Origin of the sequence: Streptomyces apocyni, assembly GCF_009739465.1 — a bacterium.
Taxonomy (GTDB): domain Bacteria; phylum Actinomycetota; class Actinomycetes; order Streptomycetales; family Streptomycetaceae; genus Streptomyces; species Streptomyces apocyni.
In genome coordinates, this window is sequence record NZ_WHOM01000044.1 from 1 (window position 1) to 26,805 (window position 26,805).

General features: G+C 70.4%; 20 protein-coding genes and 1 pseudogene. 16 read left to right on the top strand and 5 right to left on the bottom strand.

All coding sequences use genetic code 11. The annotated features are described in order from the left end of the window. The 7 genes from GCN81_RS09155 to ddaH all read left to right on the top strand — a co-directional run. Nucleotides 1–4,047: non-ribosomal peptide synthetase (locus tag GCN81_RS09155; protein ID WP_156723534.1), on the top strand; the 4,047-nt coding region annotated here is incomplete at its 5' end. A 1-nt stretch (nucleotide 4,048) separates the two neighbouring features. Beyond that, the gene (locus GCN81_RS09160) at nucleotides 4,049–5,860 is read left to right on the top strand and encodes a carbamoyltransferase family protein (RefSeq protein WP_156723536.1); all 1,812 of its coding nucleotides are present in this window, start codon (nucleotides 4,049–4,051) and stop codon (nucleotides 5,858–5,860) included. Next, the gene (locus GCN81_RS09165) at nucleotides 5,853–9,257 is read left to right on the top strand and encodes a non-ribosomal peptide synthetase (RefSeq protein WP_156723538.1); all 3,405 of its coding nucleotides are present in this window, start codon (nucleotides 5,853–5,855) and stop codon (nucleotides 9,255–9,257) included. The genes GCN81_RS09160 and GCN81_RS09165 overlap by 8 nt, the downstream gene beginning before the upstream one ends. Further along, complete coding sequence (locus GCN81_RS09170; RefSeq protein ID WP_156723540.1) at nucleotides 9,254–10,780, top strand: amino acid adenylation domain-containing protein; 1,527 nt, start codon at nucleotides 9,254–9,256, stop codon at nucleotides 10,778–10,780. Before GCN81_RS09165 ends, GCN81_RS09170 begins: the two co-directional genes overlap by 4 nt. A gap of 93 nt (nucleotides 10,781–10,873) precedes the next feature. Beyond that, entirely contained in the window at nucleotides 10,874–11,080 is a 207-nt protein-coding gene (locus tag GCN81_RS09175) for an MbtH family protein (protein WP_156723542.1), read from the top strand. Nucleotides 11,081–11,173: 93 nt separating this feature from the next. Next, a complete protein-coding gene (locus tag GCN81_RS09180; protein WP_197287542.1) occupies nucleotides 11,174–12,436 on the top strand; it encodes an MFS transporter in 1,263 nt (420 codons plus the stop codon). Between the two features lie 67 nt (nucleotides 12,437–12,503). Next, nucleotides 12,504–13,340 carry a dimethylargininase gene (gene ddaH, locus GCN81_RS09185; RefSeq protein ID WP_407697954.1) on the top strand — a complete coding sequence of 279 codons (837 nt, stop codon included), beginning with the start codon at nucleotides 12,504–12,506 and terminating at the stop codon, nucleotides 13,338–13,340. A 39-nt stretch (nucleotides 13,341–13,379) separates the two neighbouring features. On the opposite strand, the gene GCN81_RS09190 is transcribed toward ddaH, so the two are convergent. The 3 genes from GCN81_RS09190 to GCN81_RS09200 form a co-directional block, all read right to left on the bottom strand. Continuing rightward, nucleotides 13,380–13,739, bottom strand: a complete 360-nt coding sequence (locus GCN81_RS09190; RefSeq protein WP_156723545.1) for a DUF3040 domain-containing protein — start codon at nucleotides 13,737–13,739, stop codon at nucleotides 13,380–13,382. 69 nt (nucleotides 13,740–13,808) lie between these two features. Further along, complete coding sequence (ku, locus tag GCN81_RS09195; protein ID WP_156723547.1) at nucleotides 13,809–14,714, bottom strand: non-homologous end joining protein Ku; 906 nt, start codon at nucleotides 14,712–14,714, stop codon at nucleotides 13,809–13,811. A gap of 90 nt (nucleotides 14,715–14,804) precedes the next feature. Continuing rightward, nucleotides 14,805–15,761, bottom strand: a complete 957-nt coding sequence (locus tag GCN81_RS09200) for an LLM class F420-dependent oxidoreductase (protein ID WP_156723549.1) — start codon at nucleotides 15,759–15,761, stop codon at nucleotides 14,805–14,807. Nucleotides 15,762–15,898: 137 nt separating this feature from the next. Here GCN81_RS09200 and GCN81_RS09205 point away from each other — a divergent pair, with 137 nt between their 5' ends. Both GCN81_RS09205 and GCN81_RS09210 read left to right on the top strand, forming a co-directional pair. Beyond that, complete coding sequence (locus GCN81_RS09205; protein WP_156723551.1) at nucleotides 15,899–16,099, top strand: hypothetical protein; 201 nt, start codon at nucleotides 15,899–15,901, stop codon at nucleotides 16,097–16,099. Between the two features lie 50 nt (nucleotides 16,100–16,149). Beyond that, entirely contained in the window at nucleotides 16,150–16,473 is a 324-nt protein-coding gene (locus tag GCN81_RS09210) for a plasmid stabilization protein (RefSeq protein WP_156723553.1), read from the top strand. Between the two features lie 23 nt (nucleotides 16,474–16,496). Here GCN81_RS09210 and GCN81_RS09215 read toward each other — a convergent pair. Beyond that, a pseudogene (locus GCN81_RS09215) lies at nucleotides 16,497–17,228 on the bottom strand (thiamine pyrophosphate-binding protein); the annotation flags it as partial. Between the two features lie 186 nt (nucleotides 17,229–17,414). Here GCN81_RS09215 and GCN81_RS09220 point away from each other — a divergent pair. From GCN81_RS09220 to GCN81_RS32275, 7 genes are all read left to right on the top strand, one after another. Beyond that, nucleotides 17,415–17,894, top strand: coding sequence for a hypothetical protein (locus GCN81_RS09220; RefSeq protein ID WP_156723555.1), 480 nt, complete (start codon nucleotides 17,415–17,417; stop codon nucleotides 17,892–17,894). Between the two features lie 184 nt (nucleotides 17,895–18,078). Then, nucleotides 18,079–18,906 carry a SigB/SigF/SigG family RNA polymerase sigma factor gene (locus tag GCN81_RS09225; protein WP_156723556.1) on the top strand — a complete coding sequence of 276 codons (828 nt, stop codon included), beginning with the start codon at nucleotides 18,079–18,081 and terminating at the stop codon, nucleotides 18,904–18,906. Nucleotides 18,907–19,138: 232 nt separating this feature from the next. Continuing rightward, nucleotides 19,139–19,855 (top strand): GAF and ANTAR domain-containing protein, encoded by a 717-nt coding sequence (locus GCN81_RS09230; protein ID WP_197287543.1) that lies wholly within the window; start codon nucleotides 19,139–19,141, stop codon nucleotides 19,853–19,855. A 111-nt stretch (nucleotides 19,856–19,966) separates the two neighbouring features. Continuing rightward, entirely contained in the window at nucleotides 19,967–20,605 is a 639-nt protein-coding gene (locus GCN81_RS09235) for an endonuclease (RefSeq protein WP_156723560.1), read from the top strand. 12 nt (nucleotides 20,606–20,617) lie between these two features. Beyond that, the gene (locus tag GCN81_RS09240) at nucleotides 20,618–21,250 is read left to right on the top strand and encodes a UdgX family uracil-DNA binding protein (RefSeq protein WP_156723562.1); all 633 of its coding nucleotides are present in this window, start codon (nucleotides 20,618–20,620) and stop codon (nucleotides 21,248–21,250) included. A 134-nt stretch (nucleotides 21,251–21,384) separates the two neighbouring features. Continuing rightward, a complete protein-coding gene (locus tag GCN81_RS09245; protein ID WP_156723564.1) occupies nucleotides 21,385–22,533 on the top strand; it encodes a baeRF2 domain-containing protein in 1,149 nt (382 codons plus the stop codon). Between the two features lie 170 nt (nucleotides 22,534–22,703). After that, nucleotides 22,704–23,711: a hypothetical protein gene (locus GCN81_RS32275; protein ID WP_231626557.1), complete on the top strand. Its 1,008-nt coding sequence runs from the start codon at nucleotides 22,704–22,706 to the stop codon at nucleotides 23,709–23,711. 24 nt (nucleotides 23,712–23,735) lie between these two features. Here GCN81_RS32275 and GCN81_RS09255 read toward each other — a convergent pair whose 3' ends face one another. After that, complete coding sequence (locus tag GCN81_RS09255; RefSeq protein WP_156723565.1) at nucleotides 23,736–26,798, bottom strand: alpha-mannosidase; 3,063 nt, start codon at nucleotides 26,796–26,798, stop codon at nucleotides 23,736–23,738. Nucleotides 26,799–26,805: the final 7 nt, after the last annotated feature.

Here is a 26,805-nt window from a genome sequence, read left to right on the forward strand (position 1 = left end):
GCCTACCCCATGGCCGAACTCCAACTCGGCATGGTCTACGAAATGGAACGGGACCCCGACCGCAACCCGTACCTGAACGTGGAGAGCCTGCCCATGGCCGGCCGGTTCGACGCGGTCGCCTTCCGGCGCGCGCTCGCCCTGGTGACGGAACGGCACGCGGTGCTACGGACGTCGCTGGCGCTCACCGGGTACAGCGAGCCGACGCAGCTCGTACACACCGCGGTGACACTGCCCTTGACCGTCGTGGACCTGCGGGGTCTGAGCGACATTGAGCAGTCGGCAACGCTGCGCGAGTGCGTGAGCGCCGAGCGCGCGAAGCCGTTCGACGTCCGTACGGCTCCGTTGTGCCGGATGAGTGTGCACGTACTGTCCGATGACTCCTTCCAGTGGACCGTCACCGACCACCACGCCATCCTCGACGGCTGGAGCCTCGCCTCCACCCTCGCCGAAATCACCGACACCTACCACGCCCTCCTCCGCGGCGAGGACGTCACCCTGCCCCCACTGCGCTCCACCTACCGCGACTACATCGCCGCCGAACGCACCGCCCTCACCTCCGCCGAAAGCGCCGCCTACTGGCACACCCTGCTCGCCGGTCACCCGCGGGATCCGCTGCCCTGGCGGTCCGCCGAGACGGAGTTCCGGCCCGCCGGAGACCAGCTCGACGGGGAGACCCACCTGCGCGATGAGGAACAGGGCTACGGAGTACTGAACACGCCGCTCTCCGAGAAGTTGCTCGCCTCCCTGAAGGAGTTCGCGACGGCTGCGGGTGTGCCGTTCAAGTCCGTCGTACTGGCCGCTCACCTGCGGGCCATGACCCTCGTCACCGGCAGTACGGATGTCGTGACGGGCCTGACCTCCAACGGCCGCCTGGAGGAGACCGACGGTTCCGAGGCCCGCGGCTTGTTCCTCAACACGGTGCCGTTCCGGATGCGTATGCCGGAAGGCAGTTGGACCGACCTGGCACGGGCGGTGTTCGAGGCGGAGCGGGAGATGCTGCCCCACCGCCGGTATCCGATGTCCGCGCTCCAACGCGGCCTCGGCGGAGGCGCGCTCTTCGACGTCAACTTCACGTACAACGACTTCTCGCAGCTCGGGACCCTGGCGCAGAGCGGCGCCTTCGCTCCCGAGGGGCCGGGGGCCGACATTCAGGGGGTGGCGATCACCAACTTCCCCTTCAGCGTCACCATCAGCCGGGAAGCGGTGCTGGGTGGCCTGCGGATGGAATTCGAGTACGACATTCGAGAACTGACGGCGGCCCAGGTCACCCGCATCCGTGACTACCACCTGCGGGCGCTGACCGCGATGGCGGCGGACTGCGACACCGACCACCGCGGTGCCGAGCTGATGAGTGAGCGCGAACAGGAACTGCTGGCGGCGTGGCACGATTCCGGCGTCTCGGCCCCCAGCCTGCCGGTGCACGAGCTGCTGCGTCGTCAGGCACGGCGCACACCGGACACCGTGGCGGTCGAAGACGGCGGAACCCGGCTGAGCTTCGCCGATCTGGACGCCCACAGTGAGGTGCTCGCCCGGCGGCTGTGCCAGCGCGGCGTACGGCGGGGCGACCTCGTGGGGATCTGCCTGCGGCCGGGAGCCACGGCGCTGGTCACGCTCTGGGCGGTGTGGAAGGCGGGTGCGGCGTTCGTCCCGCTGGACCCGGACCTGCCGGAGCGGCGATTGAGCCTCATGCTGGAGCAGGCGTCTCCGGTGCTGATCGTTACCGATGTGCCCAGGGAAGTGCCCGAGGGCTACGTCGTATTCGATCCGACGGCACCGGCACCCGCACCCGCACCCGCATTGGGCGCGGAGCCTGAGGACGAGGCGACGCCACTGCCGGATGTCGACGATCACGACCTCGCGTACGTGATGTTCACCTCCGGCACGACCGGTCGGCCCAAGGGCGTGATGATCGAGCATGGCAGCCTGTCCGAATACGCGGTCGGCACGCTGGCCGCGCGGACCCGGTCGCTGGGCTCCACCGGTCCGTTGCGCGTCGTGACCGGCAGCTCCGCCTATATCTCCGACTTCTTCATCGAGCAGGTTCTGCTGGTGCTCGAGGGCCACACCCTCTGTGTGCTGGGCCAGGAGGAGAGGCGCGACCTGCGCCATCTCGTTGAGCGCGCCCATGACGAGCGGCGCGCGGCGGACATCGTCGACACGACCACGCTGCAGATGCAGGTTCTGGTGGAACACGGGCTGCTGGACGCACCTCATCCACCGCGTCTGGTCGTCTTCGGCGGCGAGGCGTGCCCGCCGGACCTGTGGGACCGGTTGGCCGCCTACCCCGCGGTGCGGGCCGTCAACTCCTATGGCCCTACTGAGGCGACGGTGGAGGCGACGCTCGCCGAGGTGATGGAGGGCACCACGCCCGTCATCGGCAGGCCGCGCCCTGGCATGCGCGTCCACCTGCTCGATGACGCCGGAAACCTGGTGCCGCCGGGAACGGTCGGCGAGATCTACCTGGGTGGCCCAGGCATCGGACGTGGCTACCTGGAGCTGCCCGCGCTCACGGCCGAGCGTTTCCTGCCGGATGCCTGGAACCTCGCGGGTAGTCGGCTGTATCGCACCGGCGACCTCGGGCGCCTCACGGAGTCCGGCGAGCTTGAGTACCTGGGCCGGGCCGACCATCAACTGAAGGTACTCGGCCAGCGGGTAGAGCCGGAGGAGATCGAGGCGGTACTGCGCACGCATCCGGGCGTGGCCGCCGCGGTCGTCGGACTCAGGCCAGGGTATGACGGGCTCCTGGCGAATATCGTCGCGGTCGACGGCGCCCCGGTAGACCAGCGGGAGCTGCGCCGTCACGCGGCGGCCCAGCTGCCCGCCGCGGCTGTGCCCAGGTTCTTCGTGGTCGTGGAAGCCCTGCCGCACACCGTCGTGGGGAAGCTGGACCGTGGGGCCTTGCGGGCGCCCGAAGAGTCGGTGCCGCCTCAGCGTGGGGACACGCGGTCGGTGGCGCGACCGGCGGAGCGGACCACGCGTGACGCGGAGCTTCTCCGCGTGACGGACACGGCTGGCTACGACCCCGCCCCGACCGAGCATCGCGTGAGCGCGGCGTGGGAAAAGGTGCTCGGCCTGCGGGTATCCCGTGACGACGACTTCTTCCTGGTCGGCGGGCACAGTCTGCTGGCACTGCGGCTGGTCGGTGAGCTGAGCGCGGCCTTCGACACCACCGTGCCGCTCGCGCAGCTCTACGACACGCCTACGGTGGCCGGTCAGGCGGAGTACCTGGACAGGCGGCTTGGCACAGCTGGCGCGCGGCAGGCCCACGGCGGCGGACGCCGGGTGGTGTCGCTGGGCGGCACCACCGGGGCGCGGCCTCTGGTTCTGGTGCATCCGCTGGGCGGCACGCTGTTCTGCTACCTCGATCTGGTCGCCCGGGTCTCGGACTCGTTCGAGATCCTGGGAGTGCAGGCGGATCTGCTGGGAGGCGGCGGTACCTCGGACTTCGCGGCGACCGCGCAGGGGTACGCCGATGAGCTGGCACCGCTGCTGGAGGGCCGTCGGCCGGTGATCGCCGGATGGTCCGCGGGTGGTGTGCTGGCCCAGGAGGTCGCCGTTCGGCTCTCCGTACTCGGGGTCGTGCCCGAGCGCGTCGTCCTCGTCGACGCCGCGCCAGGCCAGGACCCGGAGGACGCCGAGGACGGGCTGGCCCTGGAGCGGCTGCGCGCTGACGTGGCCCGGCGGGGGTTGCCGCAGGTTCTCGCCGACGGGGCCGCGGACGGACTGCTGAAGCTCCTCGGGGTCGACTCGGCGGGGCTGGCGCAGCTGAGCGGTCCGGTCGCTGACTCCCTGATGGAGTTCTGGCAGGGAATGCTCTCCGGTCTCACCCGTCACCGGCCGTCGGTCTTCGACGGACCGGTCCACCTTGTCCTCTCGCGCCACGGCGCCGACGAGGCACGTCGTACCGCGGTGGCGGGGTGGCAGCGGCTCGCTCGTGAGCTGCGGGTCTCCCTCGCGGACGGCGATCACTACCAGCTCATACGCGATCCGTGGGTCACAGCGGTGGCCGACGCGATCGTCCATGCGACGGATACGAAGGGAGTTTGACGTGCTGGTGCTCGGAATCAGCGGACTTGACCGGTCGATGTCCGTCAAGAAGGAGCTGCTGCCCGGCCTGGACTGGCGCGAGCAGCGCGTGGTGCAGGGGCTCGACGCGGCGGCCGCTCTGGTCAGTGAGGACGGCGTGATCGCCGCCTCCGCGCAGGAACGGCACGATGGGAACAAGGGCACGGGGGCGTTTCCCGTGGACGCGATCGACGCGTGCCTGCGGATCGCCGGAGTGACGCTGGACGACGTCGACTTCGTCGCCCATGGCTTCCGCTATGAACCGTCGGCGGCCTTCGAGCGCGATGAGTTCGCCCGGCGTTGGTTCCGCGATGTCTACCGCAAGGAAGTGCAGTGGGACGTCCTGCGGTCGCATTATCCGGACCAGGACTGGGAGCGGAAGTTCGTGCCGGTGCGCCACCATGTGGCCCATGCCGCCAGCGCGTATCACCTGAGCGGCTTCCAGGACGCGACGGTCCTGGTGGCGGACGGGATGGGCGAGGCCGAGTCGACGTCGGTGTTCCAGGGCACGGGTGCGGATCTGCGGCTGGTGCGCAGCTACTCGATCTCCGCGTCCCTGGGCATCCTGTACAGCGTTGTCACCCAGTACCTGGGCTTCCTCCCGGGCATGGACGAGTACAAGGTGATGGGGTTGGCGCCGTACGGCGACTCCCGTCGGTACGCGGACGTGGCGCGTGACCTCGTGCGCACCCTGGACGGCGGCCGGATCGTGGTGCCGGTGCTGGCGCACGACAAGTCACCGACGGAGCGGGAGACCCATCGCGGTGCGATCCGGCGGCTGGAGGAGCTGTTCGGTCCGGCGCGGCATCCCGAGGCGCCGGTGGACCAGCGTCATAGGGATATCGCCGCGACGGTGCAGGGTGTGCTGGAGGAGAGTCTGCTGCATGTGCTGGGAACGGCGGCTCGGGAGCCGGGGCGCTCTCGCAACCTGTGTATGGCGGGTGGCGTCGCGCTCAACTGCACCGCCAACGGAGTGATCGCGCGAAGCGACCTCTTCGACCAGGTGTTCGTGCAGCCCGCCTCGGGCGACGACGGCACGGCGCTGGGCGCCGCGCTGTGGCAACTGCGGCAGGAGGCACCGGCGGCACCCGCCGCTATGACGATGCCTTACTGGGGTGAGGAGTTCGGCGAGCGGGACATCGAAGCGGCCCTCAGCGGGCTCGGTGACGCGTTCACGGTCCGCAAGCTGGCCGAGGACGAGCTGTTGGCGCAGGTGTCCGCTCTGATCGGCGCGGGCAAGGTGGTCTCCTGGTTCCAGGGCAGGATGGAGTTCGGGCCGCGCGCGCTGGGCAACCGCAGTATCCTCGCGGACCCCGCGTCGCCGAACATGCGGGCGCATCTGAACACCATGGTGAAGCAGCGCGAGGAGTTCCGTCCCTTCGCGCCAGCGGTCCTCGCGGAGGAGGCGCACCGCTACTTCGAGCTCGACCCCGAGCGGGAAGCCATGTACCGGCACATGCTCTTCGTGACGCAGGTGCGGCCCGAGTACCGGGAGCTGCTGCCGTCGATCACGCACGTCGACGGCTCAGCCCGGGTCCAGACCGTCGACCGGGAGAGCGCACCACGCTTCTGGCGTCTGATCCGCCAGGTCGGCGACGACCGGGGCATCCCCATGGTGATCAATACCTCGTTCAACCTGCGCGGTCAGCCGGTGATCCGCACGCCCGAGACGGCGGTCGCCACCTACGCCCGTTCCACGCTGGACGCACTCGCGATAGGCGACTGGCTGGTCACCCGCACGGCAGCGGCCGAAGCGCGGACGGGTACCGGGACGGGGGGCCGTGCCCATGGCTGAACGGCCCCTGCCCGCGCCGGGGAACGCGGCGGTGGCGGACCTTCGGGAAGGCGTCGCCGACATCTGGCGCAAGACACTCGGACTCAGCGAGGTCCGGGACGAGCACCACTTCTTCGACGAGGGGGGCGACTCCCTGCTCGCCGTGGACGCGGCGACCCTGCTGCGTGAGCTCACCGGTACCGAGCTCGCTCTGGACATCCTGTATGACTACCCGGAGTTCGGCGCCCTGACGACGCTGCTCGCTGGCACCGACGGCATATCGGCACCGGAGCCCAGGGCGCTGACCGGCCCCGAGGAGCGGTTGTGGATCACCGAACAGCTGCATCACGGGTCGGCGGTCTACCACATCGCCGTCCGCTACCGCTTCGACGGCGCGCTGGACGCCGCCCGGCTGCGCGCGGCGCTGGACGCCCTCGCGGTGGAGCACGAGGCGCTGCGCCGGGGCTTCGTGCGGCCGGGCCTGGCCGTGGCCGCCGCCAAGGTGTCCGTACCGTTGCGCTGGGTGGACGGGCGGAACATCCCGGAGACGAGCGTCAGTGAACTGCTCGATACCGAAGCGCGCACCCCGTTCGACCTCGCGCGGCCGCCACTGCTGCGGGCACTACTCCTGGATCAGGGCGATTCGGGCAGCCAGCTGCTCCTGACGGTCCATCACCTGGTGTGTGACGGGATTTCGTTGAGTCTGCTGGAGTCGGAACTCCAGCGGCTCTACGAGGGTGGCCGGAAAGGCCCGTCCGACGACGGAGCCGACGGCCATGGCAGGGAAGCCGCGTCGAGTACCGGTGAGGTGAAGCCGGAGCCCGGCAGCGCGCTGGACTTCTGGCATACCGCGCTGGCCGACGCCCCGCGAGGGTTGTCCCTGCCCCATGACCTGCCCCGCCCGGCGCGACTTGGCACCGCGGGCGGTGCCCACCGGGTCACCCTGACCGACGAACAGCTGGCGCCGGTGTTCGCGTTCGCCGAGCAGGAACGTCTCAGCGACTTCATGACGTGGCTCGCCGCTTATGTGGTGGGGCTCGCCGCGGTGACAGGCGACCGGGATCTGGTCGTCGCCGTGCCGTTGTCCGCCCGCGAGCGGGAGCAGCGCGACGAGGTCGGCATGTTCGTGGACGTCCTGCCGCTTCGCTTCACCCTGCCGCCGGGTACCACCGCACGGACTCTCGTACGGCAGGTGCGCCGAGTCGTCACCCAGGCTCTCGCACACCGCCGGATACCGTTCCAGACGCTTGTCGAGGAGTTCTGGCCCAGCGGCGAGCGTGCCCGGGCCCCGCTTGCCCAGACATCGCTCACCTACCTGGACACCAGTTGGTGCGGGCTACGGCTGGGTGGTCACTGGGCGGAGCGGGAGCAGCTCGGCACGGGCACGGCGAAGTACGAAGTGCTGTGGCAGGTGACGAAGCGTGCCCGTGGCACGGTCTGCGAACTCGAGTACGCCGCGGACCTGTTCACCGCGGAGCACGCCGCGGCCGTGCACGAGCGTCTGCTCACGGCGGTGCGCGATGCCTTCGCGGCTCCGGACAGCGAGCTGCCCGGCCCGATCACGCCCACCACGGCCACGGGCTTCACCGGGGTGCACGACCGGGTGCGCCGCCATGCCGAAGTGCGGCCCGGCGCGACGGCCGTACAGCACGGTGCCGACACCATCAGCTACGGGGAGCTGGACCGACGGGCCCGCGCGGTGGCCGCTGGGCTGCGTACGGCCGGGTTCGTCCGGGGCGGCGTGGTGGCCGTGCCGATGGAACGCGGTATCGCGGCGGTCACCGCCTGTCTGGGTGTGCTGTACGCCGGAGGCGCCTACCTGCCGGTGGACACCGCTCAGCCCGCTGGGCGTACGCGGGACATCGTCTCCGCCGCGGCGGCGACGGCGGCTGTTGTCTCCGACGAGGGAGCCGCCGGGATGCTGGCGGGCGTCGTACCCGTCCACCGGCTGGATGAGTTGCTGGCCACCGACCCGCAGCTGTGCGAGCCGGTGCCGCTGACCGGCGCCGACGTGGCCTACGTGATGTGCACCTCGGGCTCCACTGGGCAGCCGAAGGCCGTGATCGTGCCGCATCGGGCGGTCAACCGACTCGTACCTGACGCGGAGTTCGTCACCTTCAGCCCTGGTGACCGGGTCGCGCATGTGTCCAATCCCGCTTTCGACGCGGCGACCTTCGAGGTGTGGGGCGCCTTGGCGGGTGGCGGCGTGCTCGTCGTCGCGGACCGGGATGTCCTGCTGTCTCCCGCGCGGATGCGCGCCTTCCTCGCCGAGCAGCGGATCACCGTGATGTTCCTGACGGTCACCCTCTTCAACCAGCTGGTGGACTTCGCCCCCGACGCGTTCCGTCACCTGCGGGTGCTGCTGTTCGGCGGGGAGAAGCAGGATGTCCGCAGGCTGGAGCGACTGTTCGGGGAGCATCCGCCCGCCCAGGTGGTCAACGGCTACGGCCCCACCGAGAACACCACGTTCAGCACCACGCACGCGGTGACACCGCAGGACATCGCCGCTGGCGTGATCCCGCTGGGGCGTCCCCTGCCGCGCAGCACGGCCTATGCGCTGGACGAGTCGGGGAAGCCGGTTCCACCGGGCGGCACCGGCGAGCTGTACGTGGGGGGCGACGGTCTCGCGCACGGCTATCTCGGCGCACCGGAGCTGACCGCCGCGGCCTTCGTACCCGACCCGTTCGCCACGGAGCCCGGACAGCGGCTCTACCGCACGGGTGACCAGGTCAGGGTGGGGCCGGACGGCGGCTACGCATACGTCGGCAGGTTCGACGACCAGGTCAAGGTCCGGGGCCATCGGGTGGAACTGGCCGAGGTGGAGTGGGCGGTGCGCCGCCAGGCCGGGGTGGCCGACGCGGTGGTCCTCAGCCGCCGTACGCCGGACGGCGCCGAGATCCTGGCCTTCGTGTCGGCCGGTGCTCGGATGGAGGGCACAGAGCCTTTGAACGCCGCTTCACTCAGTACGGCGTTGCGGGCGCAGCTCCCGCCCTACATGCTCCCCACCGTGGTGGTCGTGGACCGTGTTCCGGTCACACCCAACGGCAAGGCGGACCGGACGGCGCTGCTCGACACGCTGTCTCAGACAAGGCGGGAGAACAACGCACCCGACGTTGCCCAGGACACCGGAAGACAGCCTCAGGAGCCCCACCCCGACGAGGTGGACGAGACGGTCGCGGCGCTGTGGCGAAAGGTCCTCGACACCGAGCGAGCCCTTCCCGGGGATGACTTCCTCAACCTCGGCGGGCACTCCCTCAAGGCCATGCGCCTGTTGGCCCTGCTCGATGAGGAGCTGGGGGCGGACGTGGAGCTGGTCGACTTCCTGGAGAACCCCACCCTGGGCGGCCTCGCCGCCCTCGTACGGGAGCAGTTGGGCGAAGAAGACACCGCACGGCCAAGGAGGGGAAGAACCTCATGAGCGACGTTCTCACCAGCGCGGACGCGGTCCACACCGCCTCCCCCACCGTGCGGCGCTTCCTGGAGCACGCGCAGGCCCACCCGCGGGCCACGGCTGTGGAGGACGAGAGCGGTGAACTGAGCTACGCCGCCCTGCTGTCGGCGGCCCGCGGTCAGGCTGACGCGCTCGCCGCGGACGGGGTGCGGCGCGGTACCCGGGTCGCGATCGAATGCGACTACGGAACCGACTACGTGGTCGCCCTGCTGGCGACCTGGCTGCTGGACGCGGTGGCGGTGCCGCTCGATCCACGGGCTCCGGCCGAACGGCGCCGCCACCAGATCCAGCAGGCGCGCTGCGGGGCGGCGGCGACGTCGCCGAACGCCGACGGCGTGGTCCGCGACGCCCTGGCCGAACTGGCCTCCGCCGCTACGGTGTCCCCAACGGCGGGTGATCATCTGGCCGGGCCCGAGCCCGCCGCGTACATCCTCTTCACCTCCGGCTCGACGGGACTGCCCAAGGGCGTGGAGATCGAGCACGGTGGTCTGCTCAACATGCTGGACTACTTCTCGGGCGCGATGCGGCTCGGGCCCGGGGACCGGATGCTCGCACACAGCAGCATCGTCTTCGATATGTCCGTCCCCGAAATGCTGGTGCCGCTCACCAGCGGCGGCGCGATCGTCGTCGCTCCACCGCGCAGCGCCCGCAACCCCGAGTTCTTCGCGCGGTGGTTGCGTGACCGGCGGGTCGACGCGGGATTCGCGACTCCGAGCCAACTGCGCTCGCTGCTGCCGTTCCTGGCGGGCGAGCGCGTCTTCCGGCACCTCGTCAGCGCGGGAGAAGCGTTGCCCGCGGTGCTCGCCGAAGAGCTGAGCGGTGTGGTGGACACGCTGTGGAACGGCTACGGTCCCACCGAGACCACGGTCTGCGGGCTGTGTGCCGAGGTGTGCCCGCCCTATCGCGACCCGCTGCCCATCGGTGTGCCGATTCCCGGACTGCGGGCTCATGTGCTGGACGAGGATCTCCGGCAGGTCCCGGACGGGACGATCGGCGAGCTCTGTCTTTCCGGGGTGGGGGTGGCCCGCGGCTACTACGGGAGTCCGGAGCTGACCGCGCGGTCCTTCTTCACCAGGCCGGACGGTGTGCGGGCCTACCGCACCGGAGACATGGTCCGGGTCGGCCCGGGCGGTCAGTTCTCTTTTCACGGGCGTGTGGACGACCAGGTGAAGATTCGCGGGCATCGGGTGGAACTGGCGGAGATCGAGTCGGTCGCCGAGCGGGTCCCCGGCGTCACACAGGCGGTCGCCGTACTGTCCGACGCCCTGCGCGGCCGGGCCGAACTGCACCTGGCGGTGGTCGCCGAGCCCGACGGCGCGTCCGTCGGGGCCGTCGAGGCGCGCCTGCGCACCGCGCTACGCCGCGACCTGCCTGCCGCCATGCGGCCCGGCCGTCTGGTGTTCTTCGACGAACTCCCGCGCAACACCTCCGGGAAGACCAGCCGTAAGGACGTCACACGGTGGGTCGAGGCGCGCCTGCGCACCCCCTGATCCCGCATCCCTCAGTTGATCCCGCATTCCCGCATTCCCTCAGATCCAGTTGGCACACGAACAGATTCCGGTGACACGAAAGGAACCCCGCCCATGAGCGAGCGCACGGCTGAGGCCCAGTACACGGTGGTCTGCAACACCGAGGAGCAGTACAGCATTTGGGCCGAGGGACGGCCCGTACCCGGAGGCTGGCGGCACACCGGCGTCAGCGGCACCAAGGAGGAGTGCCTGGCACATATCGGCACGGTCTGGACGGACATGCGGCCCAAGAGCCTGCGTGTGGCCATGGGCGAGAACTGACCTGTCTCCGGAAGTCCCGCGGTCCGGGGAGAGGACCGCATCCGCGGGTTCTCTCCCCGGGCCGCCGTCCCACCCTTCAATGGAGGCCAAGCAGTGTGGGCGCTACTACGCCACAACGCACAGTTCCGTCGGATATTCGCCGGCGAAGCTGTCTCCGCCTTCGGAGACAGCGCCATGTTTCTCTCGCTCGCTATCTGGGCCAAGGACCTCACCGGCTCGGACGCCGCCGCGGGCGCGGTCATCCTGGTCCTCACGCTTCCCGGGCTGGCCTCGCCCCTGCTCGGCCACCTCGTCGACCGGGTGCACCGCAAGCCGCTGCTGCTGTGGATGTACGCGGGAATGGCGATGCTGGTCCTGTCGCTGCTGGCCGTACGGGACTCCGGGCAGCTTTGGATCATCTACGTGGTGGCCGCCGGGTATGGCGTGCTGGTCTCCACCCCGGCGCGCCAGGCTCTGCTGAAGGACATGCTGCCGTCGTCCGACGCGCTGGCTGCCCGGTCAGTGCTGATCTCCACCCGCGAGGGCGTTCGGATCATCTCACCGGTGGTGGGTGCGGGGCTGTACGCCGCCTACGGCGGTAACGCCCTGGCGCTGCTGAGTACGGGCACGCTGATCGCCGCGGCGGTGCTGCTGGCGTCGGTCAAGGTCGTCGAGTCCGAGCCCGAGCCCACCAGCGAGTCCTTCCGTACGTCGGTCGCGGCCGGATTCCGTTATCTGCGCGGCGTTCCCCTGCTCTACCGGCTGACGCTGGCCATGGTGATCTTCCTTGGCGGCGTCGGCATGCTGGAGGCCGCCGCGTTCGCCGCGGTCGATGAGGGACTGGGCCAGCCAGCTGCCTTCGTGGGCGTTCTGGCGTCCGTCCAGGGCGCCGGTTCGGCGCTGGCCGGGCTGTTCGCCGGGGCGCTGGTCCGCCGCCTGGGCGATATCAAGACCAGTTGCCTGGGATACGCGGCGATCGCGGTCGGCCTGTCGCTGTGTGTCTCCCATGACGTGGCCCTGTTCATGGTGGGCGTGATCCTCATCGGCGTGGGCCTGCCCTTCCTCTTCGTGGTGCTGGGCACCGCCTGCCACCTGTACGCCCCGGCCCGCCTTCAGGGACGGGTGAACGCCACGGTCAACATGGCGCGGGACAGTGCCCAGACGCTGTCCCTGTTCGCGGGCGCCGTATTGATTGGCGTGCTCGACTACCGCGTCATGTACGCCCTGATGACGGTCACCACCCTGGCCTGTGCGGTATCCCTCCTCATTCGCCCGGTCGCCGCCACGACGGTGGTCTCCTCCGTGGCGGACGAGTCCGCGCAGGGACCATCCGCCGCAGAGGCGGCGACGCAGGAGGACGCGGCACCGGGACGGTGACCTCCGTCCGCGTCCGGTGACCTCCGTAGCTACCCGCCCCTCTTGACTGACAGAAGGAAGAAACCCCGTGCCCTACACCGAACCCACGGCCCCGCAGAGCCGGAAGATGGACACCAAACGGCTGCTGATGTGCCCGCCGCGCTACTTCGAGGTCAGCTACTCCATCAACCCCTGGATGGAGCCGGAGAAACCCTCGGACCAGGGGAGCGCGGAGGCCCAGTGGGAGCGCCTGGTCGAGCTGTACCGGGAACTCGGGCACACCGTCGAACTGATCGACCCGGTGCCCGGCCTGCCTGACATGGTGTTCGCGGCCAACGGCGGGACCGTGGTGGACGGAAAGGTCCTCGCCGCGCGCTTCCGTCACATGGAGCGTACGGCCGAGGGACCCGCCTATCTGTCCTGGTTCCAGGAACACGGCTACGGCGCCGTGCGCTGGCCGGAGTACATCAACGAGGGCGAGGGCGACCTGCTGCTCGCCGGCCGTCGGCTGCTGGCCGGGACCGGATTCCGCACGGACCCGCGCGCGCACGCCGAGGCTCAGGAGTTCTTCGGGGTTCCGGTCACCGGGCTGACGCTGGTCAACCCCCGCTTCTACCACCTGGATACCGCGCTGGCCGTACTCTCGGACGATGAGGTCATGTACCTGCCTGAGGCGTTCTCAGCAGGCAGCCAAGCCGTCCTGCGCGAGCTCTATCCGGACGCCGTCCTGGCGACATCCGAGGATGCCGACGTCTTCGGGCTGAACGCGTTCTCCGACGGTCGGCACGTACTGCTGCCCAGCGCGGCGACCCGCCTCCACCAAGCGCTGCGCGCTCGCGGCTTCGAACCCATCGGTATCGATCTCCCCGAACTGCTGAAGGCAGGCGGCGGCACCAAGTGCTGCACCTTGGAGCTGCGCGGGTGAGTCTGTCGGGGACCTGAGGAGTCGCGGGCGGTACGGCACTCACGGCTTCTTCCCTCCGTCCCCGCCGTCCGCCTCGCCTCGGCCCCGGCGCTCCGCGCTGTTGCGACGCGACCAGCGGCACACCAGCAGGACGAGGCACGCGAAGGTCAACGCCCAGACCCCCGCGAACGCGGCGATCAAGACGGGGGAAGACGTCGCGACGGCCGTCGCCAGCAAGGCGACGGCTGCCGGGACCAGCACGTACAGCGCCACACCGGGTATCCGGTACAGGGCCCCGGTCGGCGCCGGGGCAGGCAGCATCGACCTCAGACAGCGGTCCAGAGCCGCGTCGTCCTCACGCAACTGGTCCTCGATCTGCGCCAGGAGCATCCGCTCCCGACGGGAGAGTGCCTTCGTCATCGCGCATACCTCCGCCCGTACGCCCGGCTCCACCAGCCGACTCGCGCTACGACGCTGTCGGCAGCGCGCTCACGACGCCTTCCCGAGAGCCTCGATGAGCTCGTCCCGGTTCATCGAGGAGCGCCCGGGGATGTCGGCGTCGGCGGCGCGCTCGTAGAGCTCCTTCTTGTTGAGCCCCCGCAGGCCCTTGCTCTGCTTGCCCCCGGCCCGGTCGACGCTCTTTCGCAGTACGTCCATCAGGTCGATGACATTGGTGGCCTCCTGGGGCGGCTCGGCCTTCTCGTACGTCTCCCCCTTGCCCTTCGCCTCGACGAGCTCCAGAACGCGCTCACGGTAGGTGTCCTTGTACTCCTCCGGGTGCCATTCCATGTCGAGGGTCTCGACCAGCTCCATCGCCGTCTTGAGCTCCTTCTCAGGCAGTTCGGCCTTCTCCAGCGTGGTGGAGATCTCCTGCTTGGGGTCCCGGATTTCGTCCGCCCAGTGCAGCGTGTGGACCGCGAGTACGTCCGCTTCGGCCTTCACCGCGAGGAGGTATTCGCGGTTGCGCATCACGAACGTGGCGATCCCGGCGCGGCCGGTCCGTGCCAGCGCCTGGTGAAGCAGTTCGTACACCTTCGCGTGGCCCTCGTCCTTGGGCGCCAGCCAGTACGTCCGGTCGAAGTAGATCGGGTCGATCTCGGCCAGATCGACAAATCCACTGATCTCCAGCGCCTTCGACCGGCCGGGCGCGATCTCGTCGAGTTCGTCCGGCTCGACGACGACGTACTCGCCGTCCGTCTCCAGCCCCTTGACGATGTCCTCCGGCGCGACCTCCTTGCCGGTGCGCTCGTTGACCCGCTTGTTACGGACCCGGTCCCCGGTCCCCCGCTCCAGCTGCCGGAAGCGGATCGTATGGCTCTCCGTCGCGCTGATCAGCTGCACGGGCAGCGAGACCAGCCCGAAGGTCAGTGCCCCGCTCCACACCGCGCGCGCCATCCTCGCCACCTCCATCCTGCGAGTATCACGTCCGGAACGTGTCAAACGGCCTCCGGGCCGATAGACGAGCGCCTGTAATGTCAGGAGTTCTCAGGCGGTGAGCTGCGGCAGTACCTTGGTGCGGTAGAAGTCGAAGAACCCGCGCTGGTCCGGCCCGATCTGGGTGACGTACACGGTGTCGAACCCGGCCTCGGCATATGTCCTGAGTGCGGCTACGTGCTCATCGACGTCGTCGCCGCACGGGAACGCCTCGGCCACCATGTCCTCCGTGACGAGTTCACAGGCCTGCTCGAAGTGGCGTGGGGTGCGCAGTTCCTGGCCCAGCTGACCCGGGAGCCGCTCGTTCGGCCACAGTCGGTGCGCGGTGCGCACCGCCTCGTTCCGCTCGGGGCCGAAGCAGACCTTCGCTCCGCCCTGCACCGGCTTGTCACCGCCGCCGCTGCCCCGGTAGCGATCGATCAGCTCCTTGTCCGGGGCCATCGTGATGTATCCGTCGCCGATCCGGCCAGCCAGCTCTGTGGCGATCGGCCCGAAACCCGAGATATCGATCGGGACCGGCCGCTCGGGTACGTCGTAGAGGCGGGCGTTCTCCACGGTGTAGTACGTGCCGTGGTGGTCGACTTCCTCCCCGGTGAAGAGTTCACGCATGACCTCGACCGCTTCTTCCAGCATGCCCAGGCGTGTCTTCGGAGGCGGCCACCGATCGCCGAGTACATGCTCGTTGAGGGCCTCGCCGGTGCCCACGCCGAGCCGGAAACGACCCTTGAGCAGTACCCCGGAAGTAGCCGCCGCGTGGGCGATGAGAGCCGGGTGGATGCGCATGATGGGGCAGGTGACCGCCGTTTCCACCGGTAGCCCCACCGCCTGGGACAGACTGCCGATCAGTGACCACACGAAGGGGCTGTGCCCCTGGGCATCGTTCCAGGGGTGGTAGTGGTCGGAGATCCACAGCGCCTCGAACCCCGCCTGCTCCGCCATCCGGGCCTGCTCTAGCAGGTCGGCCGGGCCGTGTTCCTCGCAGGCCAGGAAATACCCGTACGTGGTCATAGCGTGCTCCCTCGCGGTTGTCCTGCTCGCGGGTATCCGGCGTGGGCGACGAGGAAACCCCGCCTCCGGGCCCTGCGGTTTTGAACCCGCTCATGTGGTGACCCACAGGTGAGCACGCGAGGGAAGGAGCGGGTGAGATGTCGAGCCCCCAGGCTCCGGAGGAGCGCCGCAGCGGCAAGAGCGCGGCCACGCCACTGGAACAGGCCAAGAGCAAGGCAGGCATGGACCGCAAGGTCGGCCCCGGCGGCGCCGAGCATGAACACGGCACGGACAAGGGCCGCAAGGGTGGCGGCGAGGGCGGTGGAGTCCCGCCTGACCAGCGACCCGACCACCCCTAGAGCCCAGAGAGATGCCACGGAGATCAGCGAGAGGCGAGAGGGGCGATGACATGCCCGCTGGAGCGAGCCGCAAGCGTGAGCGGCAGTACGAGAAGATCAAGCAGAGCCAGCTGGACGCCGGACGCAGCGAGCGGAAGGCCGAACGGATCGCCGCCGCCACCGTCAACAAGGAACGCGCCCGCAGCGGCGAAGCCGAAAGTTCGAGCAAGCTGTCCCAGCGCGACATCTCGTCCGGCCGCAGGGGCGGCAAGCGCTCAGGTCAGGGGCCGGGCGGCCGGACCAAGGAGCAGCTCTACGAGGAAGCCAAGCGGCAGAACATCGAGGGCCGCTCGAAGATGAACAAGGCGGAGCTGCAGCGGGAGGTCGGTGACTGAGCGCGCCGAACGTGGTGTGGAGGGCCGAGCAGCGCCTTCGCCACCCCCGTGCCGAGGAGCTCGGCCAGTCGCTCGACCTCGTGCCGCGCCCCGCGTGCCCCCTGACCCACGAGGATCGCGACCCGCTCGCCGGCGTTCAGCAGGTCGGCCGCCCGCTCCACATCGGCCTCGGCGGGGACCGGAGCGTAGCGGCTCAGAGACCGGCTGGACGGCACCATCTTGAACGCGTGCGTGGGCGGGCTGTACGTCAGCTCCTGTACATCCGCGGGCACGATGATCGCGGTGACCGTCGATTGGGCGTGCGCCGTCCTCATCGCCCGGTCGATGAGGTTCGGGAGCTGCTCGGGCACCATGGCCGTCTCGCAGAAGTCCGAGGCGACGTCCTTGTACAGATTCCGCAGGTCGATTTCCTGTTGGTAGGAGCCGCCCATGGCGCTGCGGTCCGTCTGGCCGACGATCGCGACGACGGGAACGTGGTCGAGTTTGGCGTCGTAGAGCCCGTTGAGCAGGTGTACGGCTCCCGGGCCCGAGGTCGCGCAGCAGACCCCGACCTTGCCGGAGAACTTGGCGTAGGCCACCGCCTCGAAGGCCGACATCTCCTCGTGCCGGGACTGGATGAACCTGGGTGGGCTCTCCGCCCGCCCCCACGCCGCGAGCAGTCCGTTGATGCCGTCGCCTGGGTAGGCGAAGACGTGTTCCACGTCCCACTCGCTCAGCCGCCGCAGGATGTAGTCGGCAACGTTGGTCTTGCTCATGGCGCATCTCCGACCGCTCGTGCGTCCGTGGCGCCGTCGGGTATCACGCACAGACGGGCTCAAACCCGTGTGCCTTCTCATCCCAGGAGCGGCCGCGGCTCGTCCGATACGGCCAGCCGAGTAGCGTGCCCAGTTGCCCGCCCGCGCCTCGGGGGCAGGTGGGGGTCTCGCTGAAACCCTTGACGGGTGACGGAAGAGCGGAAGGCAGCACACAGCGGCGTGGCCGGGATGCTGAACCTCTACGGGCGCGGAGTCCGTACGGCGCTGCGGGACAACGCGACGGCGTATGGCTTCTCGATCTCCATCACGGCGGCCTACGGGCTCGTGACCGGTGCCCGGGGGCCAGCTTCCGCGGGGGAGACCATCATGTTCGCGCTGGGGTCCGCCACCGCGTTCCTTGTCGTGGGCCTGGTGTTGCTGACGCTTTTCCGCCGTGCCCGGCTGACTGAGGGAGAACAGGAGCTGACCCTGGGCGGAGTCATCGATGTGCTGTCCGTGGCTGTGGCCGTGTCGGCGGCCTATGGGCTGTCCCTGGTCCCCGGTTTCGCGGCCTGGCCCCTGACCGGCCTTGGCACGGTCAGCGCGTATCTGCTGGCCGGTGGCGTGGATGTGGTGCTGGCTCGCCTCGCCGCGCGGCATACGAGCATGGGTGAGCCGGAGAAGTGACCTGCCTCCGCCGCTGCCACGGGCTCGCGTCCGGGGCAGACGTTGTTGGGGCGCGCTCGGGCGCGTAACGTGAGAAGTGCTTCGGGCCAGAGGCATGCCGCGGACCTCCCGGCGGCGGTGCCTGCTGGCCAGGCTCCCGCGGCGGATCGCTCGCATCAGCCGGTTCGAAAGGCACGGGAGCCCCATGCGCACCGACCGTCGCCCTGCCAAGGAGCCCGTTCACAGCGGCGGCCCCAGAGAGCCCGTCCACCGGCGCCACGAGGACACCCCCGACACCACGTCCGCGTTCCGCAGGCTGGCGTCCCTCCCCGACGGCGCCGAGCGTGATGCGGTACGTGAGGAGATCATCCGTGCGTGGATGCCGGTGGCCGAGCGGGTGGCCCGCCGCTTCCGCCACCGTGGGGAAAGTGCTGAGGACCTTCGCCAGGTCGCCGCACTCGGCCTGGTCAAGGCGGTCGACCGCTACGAACCGGAGCGCGGTCACGCCTTCGCGTCGTTCGTGATTCCCACGGTCACCGGGGAGCTCAAGCGCCACTTCCGCGACCACCTGTGGAGCCTGCATGTGCCTCGCCGCTTCCAGGAACTGCACAGCAGGACGTATCTGGCGACCGTCGAACTGGATCAGGCCCGCCCCGGCGGCACCCCCACCCCACGTGAGATCGCCGATCACACGGGCATGACCGAGCGCGAGGCGGCTACCGGGATAGCGGCACACGACGCCTACAGAGCCGCCTCGCTGGACGCCCCCGTTCCCGGAGTCGACGGCTCCCACCTCGCCGACGTCCTGGGAGAGGACGACCATGAGCTCGACCTCGTGGTCGACCGCGAGTCACTCAAGCCGCTCCTGGCTGACCTCCCGGAGCGCCAGCGGCTCATCCTCTACCTGCGGTTCTTCGGTGAGCTCACGCAGTCGCAGATCGCCGACCGGATCGGGGTGTCTCAGATGCAGGTATCCCGGCTGCTGCGGTCGATCTGTGCGGAGCTTCGTGACGGGCTCCTCACCGGAGCCTGAGACCGGATTCGACAGGCCGTACAGGCATACGGCGCGGCAGCGCGGGTAATCGGACCCAACTCGGTGGTTCGGCACGAGAGCCTCTGGGCCAGCGTGGGGCGTCCGGACCGCGGCCGGAGCCCCAGCGCGAACTCCTCGCCCCCCGCACAGCCTTCCCCCGCACAGCCGCGCCCCTGCTCCACCTGTGGTTAGCTGGCATAAAGCGCCCCCGCCCTCCATGTGGAGCAGTGCCGTGGACGAATCAGCAATCGAGCTGGCGCGGATGTTCGCGGACCTCGCGCAGCAGCTCCAGCAGAAGGGCAGCTCGGAGCAGACCCTCGCCGAGGTCGTCGAGGCGGTGCACTGGGCGGTCGACGGATGCGACGGGGCCAGCGCGGTACTCCACCCGGTCAGAGGGAAGTCGAAGAGCCCCGCGTTCACCGCCGAGTGGGTCTTGACCTGCGATCGCGTCCAGACGGAACTGGGCGAGGGCCCGGGGCGTGAGGCCGTCGCCGAGAACCCCGTCGTCCGCGTCACGGACATGGCCGCCGAGCGGCGCTGGCCACGGTTCGCCGCCCGCGCCCACGCGCTCGGTGTGGGCTCGATGCTCGTCTACCGCCTGCCCTCCGCGGAAGGGCTGTCCTGTTCGCTCAATCTGTACGGAACACAGCCGGGTGCCTTTGACACCGCCGCCGTGGAACTGGCCGGGATCTTCGCCGCGCACGCCTCGGTGGCACTCGCCAGCGCCCGCGTCCAGGAGACGCTGGAGGCCGCCGTCGCCTCGCGTCAGAGCATCGGCGAGGCCTGCGGCATCCTCATGGAGCGTCACGGGACCACTTCCCGACAGGCCTTTGAGATGCTGGTACAGGCGTCCCAGCACATGAACGTCAAGCTGCGACGCGTCGCCGAAATCGTCGTACGCACAGGGCGGGACCCCGCCGACGTCATCGACGAACGCTCTGGCAGCTGAGGCCCGTCCCGTTTCGAACGCACTCACGTGGTGACCCAACAGTCAGCACGCGCGGAAACACGGAAACGCGGAAACGGCGGCGATCGCGATGTCGAACCGGTGGTGACAACCATGAGCAAGCGCGATGAGGACGTGATACGGGCTCTGCTCAAGCGCCACGGGCAGACCTACGCCTCACAGGCCGGGATACGGCTGCGCAACACGCCCGCGCCGCTCTACCAGCTCTTGGTGCTCTCGCTGCTGCTGAGCGCCCGTATCAAGGCGGACATCGCGGTGGCGGCGGCCAGGGCTCTCTTCGACGACGGGATGCGCACCGCCCGCGGCATGGCGGAGGCTGACTGGCAGCGGCGCGTGGACGCGCTGGGCGAGGGCCACTACCGGCGCTATGACGAACGCACCTCGACGATGCTGGGGGAAGGCGCCGAACTGCTGCTCGACCGGTACCAAGGGGATCTTCGGCGGCTGCGGGAGGACGGCGATCCGGAGAAGCTGCTACAGGAGGTGCCGGGCATCGGGCCGACCGGTGCGAGCATCTTCCTGCGCGAGGCGCAGGGTGTGTGGCCGGAGACGGCACCGTTCATCGACGGCAAGGCGCTCCAGGGCGCGAAGCGGCTGGACCTGCCCGAGTCGGCGAAGGCCCTCGCGGACCTGGTCGACACGAGCGAGCTGCCACGGCTCGCCGCCGCGCTGGTCCGGGCCGCGCTGGACAAGGAGGTCGCCGACGACGTGCTCGCCGCTGTCGCCGCGTGAGGAGGAGACGCTGTGCCCGAATCCAGCGCGCCGTTCGTCCCCGAGGACGCCGACCTCGACGAGCTGCGCGCGGCCGCCGCGGACTGCGAGGGATGCCCCCTGTTCCGCGATGCCACGCAGACGGTGTTCGGCGAGGGGCCGCCGTCCGCCCGCGTCGTCCTGCTCGGCGAGCAGCCCGGCGACCAGGAGGACCGCCAGGGGAGGCCGTTCGTCGGGCCCGCCGGACAGCTGCTCCTGCGGGCGTGTGAGGAGGCGGGCATCGACCGGGACGAGGCGTACGTGACGAACGCGGTGAAGCACTTCAAGTTCGTCACCAGGGAGCGGAGCGGCAAGCGGCGCATCCACAAGCCGCCCACGCTGCGGGAGCTGACCGCGTGCCGGCCGTGGCTCGTGTCCGAACTCCACCTCGTGAAACCTGAGTTGATCATCACGCTTGGCGCTACCGCGGGTAAGGCGCTGTACGGGTCCGGCTTCCGCGTGACGGAAGTACGCGGCACGGTGCTGGACGCGCCGGACGAGTTCGAGGCGGGCGGGGTGGTCGCCACGATCCATCCCTCGGCCGTACTGCGCGCCGACGAGAGGCGCGAGGAGGCGTACGCGGGCCTGGTGTCCGACCTCCGGGTGGCGGCGGAGGCCCTGGGCTGACCGGCGCAGCTCGCCCGGTCGGGCCAGGACGATTCGGCGGGCGGCCGAGGGGTACCCACGGAGAGCAGCAAGGAGGGTGACGACACCATGACGTCATTCCGCTACCCGCTGTCCCGCCCGTGATGGGAGGAGTCATGGATCTCAGCTTCCTCAGTCCGCTCTACGACCGGCCAGGGCCGTGGGCCACCGTCTACTTCGACCCGCCGATGACGACTGAAGACGCCGCGTCCCATCGGGAACTCGCCGCGCGCGCCGCCGCCGAACAGCTCGACGCGCTGGGCGCGGACGACGCGACGTGCCAGGCCGTGCGCGCCCAGCTCTCGGCTCTGTCGGTGCCGTCCGCCGTGTTCGCCACCGAGGGTGAAGTGGTGCTCGACGTGCCGCTGGCCAAGCCACCAGACCGGACCTACGCCGACTGGGGCACCCTCCCCCACACCGGGCCGCTGCTGGAGTTCGCTCAGGAGAGCGTGTCCTGCCTCGTCGCGCGCATCGACCGTATGGGGGCGGACATCGAGCTGCGTACGGTCACCGGGACCCGTGACGTCGGCCGGGTGGACGGCGAGGACTGGCCGGTGCGCCAGGTCGCGATCGGTGACTGGTCGGAGAGTCACTTCGAGCAGTCCGTCCAAGACACCTGGCGCCGGAACGCGGCCCTCGTGGCGGACCGGCTGGCCTCCGTCCAGGAGGAGATCGACGCGGACGTCGTCGTTCTCGCCGGTGAGCGCCGCCAGTGCCACACCGTACGTGATCGGCTTCCGCAGCGGGTACGCGAGCGGACGGTCGAGGCGGAGCACGGCAAGCGGGCTCCGGCACTCTCCGAGGCCGCGGGCGAACGGATGCTCGACAAGGAGGTGGCCGAGGCGGCCGCCGCGCGGGCCAGGCGGCATACCGCCGACATCATGGAGGCCTTCTACGCGGGCCGGTCCCCGGAGGCCGCGGCGTCCGGAGGGGGCAGATCGCTTGCCGCGGTCGACGGGGTGCCCGCTCTCGCCGACGCCGCCCGCGAGCATCGCATTGCCGCGCTTCTGCTGCGGACCGACGGGCCTGACCGGGGCCGCCAGGTGTGGGTCGGCCCCGAGCCTGACCAGATCGGAGCCCGGCGCAACGATGTGAGGGCCCTCGGCGCCTCTGATCCCTTCCCGGCCCGGGCCGACGACGCTCTGATCCGCGCGGCGGCGAGGACCGGAGCCGAGGCCGTGGCCCTACGGCCCGCCGACGTGGAGCCCGCTCTCCCGGCTGGCGGCATTGGCGCCGTTCTGCGTTGGCCGACGACGGTGGGGTGACGAGCCAGGCAGCCTCTGGAGCCACCTGCGGTCGAGGGCGTTAGGGCCCGGCGTACCCCCGAGGCGCCATCGACTCCTACCTGAGTCTCTTGGGTGCTCCCCCGGTGGGGGGATGGGGATCGTGTGGCTGTGCGATGACTTGGCGGTGTGCTCCCCGCAGCCTTGAGTGCATGACTGATGGGGTGGTACGGGACGCGGGCGCGGCCGGGGGCACGTGGTGGCGACGGCGGTGGGTGGGGCGGGTGACGTGGTGCTGGGCTGTGGCGTACGGGGTCTTCGGGCTCGTCTGCGCGATGAGCGGAACGCCGCTGCTGTACTTGGGGAGCGAGTCGGCGCCCGCGGCGCTGGGCTGGGTGGGCGCGGGGGTGGGCGCGCTGGCGGGGTTCGCCGGTGGGGCGGTGGCGCGGTACGGGCCGCGTTCTTGGGTGCGGGGGCTGCTCTGGGGGATGTGCGGGGTGCTGGGGGCCGGCGCGTTCGGTCTGCTGATGGACGTCGTCACGCTGATGTTCGGGCAGGGGGTGGAGAGTTGGGTGGCTGCCGCGCACCATGTGCTGGCGGCTGCCGGGGTGGTGCTGCTCGCGGCCGCCGCGCGGGCCGGGCGGCGCCCGGCGGTCGCGACAGGGGGGCGGGTGCCGTCCGCCGCTCCCCCGCTGGTGCAACTCGCCGCCTGCGCGGGGACGCTGGCCTTCCTGCCGTACGTGGTGATGAAGCTGGTCTGGGCGGGTGGGGGCACCTTCGCCGGGGTGAGCGGCCAGGAGATGCTGACCATCTCCGAACGCAACGGGGCGTCGGGAGTCTGGCTCGCCCTGGAGTCCTGGGGGCTGGACGCCACGGCGCTGCTCGCCGGGGTGGGGGTCTTCCTCCTCTGGGGGCTGGTCCGTCCCTGGGGACAGGTCTTTCCGCGCTGGACGCTGGTGCTGGCTGACCGGCGTGTCCCGCGCTGGCTCCCGTTGGCGCCCGCGCTGATCGGTGCCGCCACGCTGGCCCCGTACGGAGTGATCGGCGTCGGGTACTGCGCGCTCGCCACGGCCGGTGTGGTGACGGTGCGCCCTGGCGATTTTCCCACCTCGCAGGACGCTCTGCTCGTCTCCTGGATCGGTCTCGGCGCCTTCGCCATGTACGGGGTCGCCCTGGCCACGGCCGCCCGCTCCTACTGGGTTCGGACCGTGGGCAGGTGACCCCGACCCCCGACGCCGACCCCGCTACCCCGCGGAGGGGCGCGGCGCGCGCGGACTCAGGCGCAGCGTGAGGATCTGGAACGGGCGCAGCGCCAGGTCCACGCGGCTTCCGTCGGCTACCGGGTGGTCGGGGGCGTCGGTGACCGGGCGTTCCAGCAGGTCGGTCTCGATCGCCTTGGCCAGGGGGAAGCCTGCCGTCAGTGTGGCGTTGGTGCGGGCGCCCGCGGACTCGTAGAGGCGGATGATCACATCGCCGGTGCCGTCTTCGGCGAGCTTGACGGCTTCGATGACCATCGCGTCGTGCGAGACGGACACCAGGGGCTCGATGACCCGGCCCGCGGCGCCGGTGACCGTGCGTTCGGGCAGGTTGATCCGGTGTCCTTCGCGGACCGCGTCGACGACGTCCGCGCCCGGGGCGAGCCCGTAGCGCAGGTGGTGGCGGCCCTGGTCGGTCTCGGGGTCGGGGTAGCGCGGGGCGCGCAGCAGGGACAGACGTACGGTCGTGGTCTGGCCACCGTCCGCGCGCATGTCGCGGGTGACGTCATGGCCGTACGTGGAGTCGTTGACGAGGGCCGCGCCCCAGCCCGGCTCCTCGACCTGGACCCAGCGGTGGGCGCAGATCTCGAACTTCGCGGCCTCCCATGAGGTGTTGGTGTGGGTGGGACGGTAGACGTGCCCGAACTGGGTCTCGGCGGCGGAGCGGTCGGCCTTCACGTCCAGCGGGAAGGCGGCCTTGAGGAACTTCTCGCTCTCGTGCCAGTCCACCTCGGTGTCGAGGTCCAGCACCTTGGCGCCGGGCCTCAGCGTGAAGGTCTGCTCCGCGGTGGAGTCGCCGAAGGCGCGGGTGACGCGGACGGTGGCCGGGCCGCCGTCCTCGCCAGACGCGGTGAGGGTGAGGGCGTCCAGGTCCACGAGGTCGGTGACGTTGTGGCGGTAGAACGCGTCGATGTCCCAGGCGTCCCACATGTTGGGGAAGTCGGGGTGGATCTGGAGCAGGCCGCCCGCCTGGCCGGGGGCGATGGCCTCGCGCCGGGCCGCGATGTCGTACGCGGAGGTGATCAGGCCGCGTCCGTCGATCTCGACCCGGAGCAGGCCATTGTCGAGGACGAAGCCGCCGCCGGGGCGCTGAGACACGGTGACGGGCCGCGCCGCCTCGCGGGTGGCGGCCGGGGCGGCGCCGCCGCCGGGGATGCCGCCGCGGGGGTGCGGGGCCGCGTTGAAGACGACCTCGGTGTCGCCCTCCCCGGCCAGGGCCCGCTGCGCGGTGGCGATGAGGGCGGTCAGTTCGTCGCGGACGCGGGCGTACGTCTCGCGGGCCTCGCGGTGCACCCAGGCGATGGAGGAGCCGGGCAGGATGTCGTGGAACTGGTGCAGGAGGACCGTCTTCCAGATCCGTTCCAGGTCCGCCTGGGGGTAGGCGTAGCCGGGGACGCGTACGGCGGCGGTGGCGGCCCACAGTTCGGCCTCGCGCAGCAGGGACTCGCTATGCCGGTTGCCCTGTTTGGTCTTGGCCTGCGAGGTGTAGGTGCCGCGGTGCAGTTCGAGGTAGAGCTCGCCCTGCCAGACGGGGGCGTCCTCGTACTCGGCGTGAGCCTTGCTGAAGAAGGCGTCGGGGCGCTCGATCTCGACGCGCGGGGAGCCTTCGAGGTCGCGGGTGCGCCGGGCGCGGGCGAGGTGTTCGCGGGTGGGTCCGCCACCGCCGTCGCCCCAGCCGAAGGGGGCGAGTGAGCGGGTGCCGCGGCCCTTCTCCTGGTAGTTGCGGGCCGCGTGGGCGAGTTCCTTGCCGCCGAGGTCGGCGTTGTAGGTGTCGATGGGCGGGAAGTGGGTGAAGACGCGGGTGCCGTCGATGCCCTCCCACCAGAAGGTGTGGTGCGGGAACTTGTTGACCTGGCTCCAGGAGATCTTCTGGGTCAGGAACCAGGTGTTGCCCGCCAGTTTGACGATCTGCGGCATGGCCGCGGTGTAGCCGAAGGAGTCGGGCAGCCACACTTCCCTGGTCTCGATGCCGAACTCGTCCAGGAAGAACTTCTTGCCGTAGAGGAACTGCCGGGCCATGGCCTCGCCGCCCACCATGTTGGTGTCGGACTCCACCCACATACCGCCGACCGGGACGAACTGGCCGTCGGAGATCTTCTTCTTGACCTTCTCGAAGACCTCGGGCCGGTGTTCCTTGATCCAGGCCAGCTGCTGGGCCTGGGACATGGCGAAGACCAGCTCGGGGTGGTCGTCCATGAGGTTGACCATGTTGGCGGAGGTGCGGGCCACCTTGCGGACGGTCTCGCGCAGCGGCCACAGCCAGGCGGAGTCGATGTGGGCGTGTCCGACGGCGCTGATGCGGTGCGCGGAGGCGTGGGCGGGGGCGGCGAGCACCTCGGCGAGCTGCCCTCGGGCCCGGGCGGCGGTGGCGGCGACGTCGGTGAGGTCGAGGGTGTCCAGGCACTGCTCGACGGCGCGCAGCACGGCGTGGCGGCGGGCGTCGTGCGGGGCGAGTTCGGCCATCAGGGACTGCAGTACCTCAAGGTCCTGGACCAGCTCCCAGACGTCGGTCTCGAAGACGGCGAGGTCCATCTGGGCGAGTGCGTACAGCGGGCGGTCGCTGGCGGTGGTCCGGTCACCCTCGTAGGTGGGGCCGTGGTGGACGAGGACCGGGTTGGCGGCCGCCTCGACGAACAGTTCGACGCGTTCGCCGCCCTTGGCGCTCTCGGCGATCCGCACCCAGGCGTTGTACGGGTTGAGGGCTTTCACCGCCTCGCCGCTCGCCCGGTAGACCAGGCCTTCGCACTGGAATCCGGGCATCATCCGGTCGAAGCCGAGGTCGAGTACGGCCTCGACGGTACGGCCCGCCCAGGCGGTCGGCACCTGGCCGGTCACCTTGAACCAGGTGGTGCCCCAGGCCGGGCCCCACGCGTCGCCGGTCCGCGCGGGCTGGTAGGAGGCGGCGAGGCCTTCAGCGACGGGCACGGGCTCGCCGGGCACGTCCCAGCGTTCGACGGTGAGGGGGGTCGGGGTGCTGTAGACGGCGGGCTTGACGCGCTCGCTGAGCACGCGGCGCAGCCGGTGTTCGACGATGTTCCGGTCGTCGTGCATGAGGGGT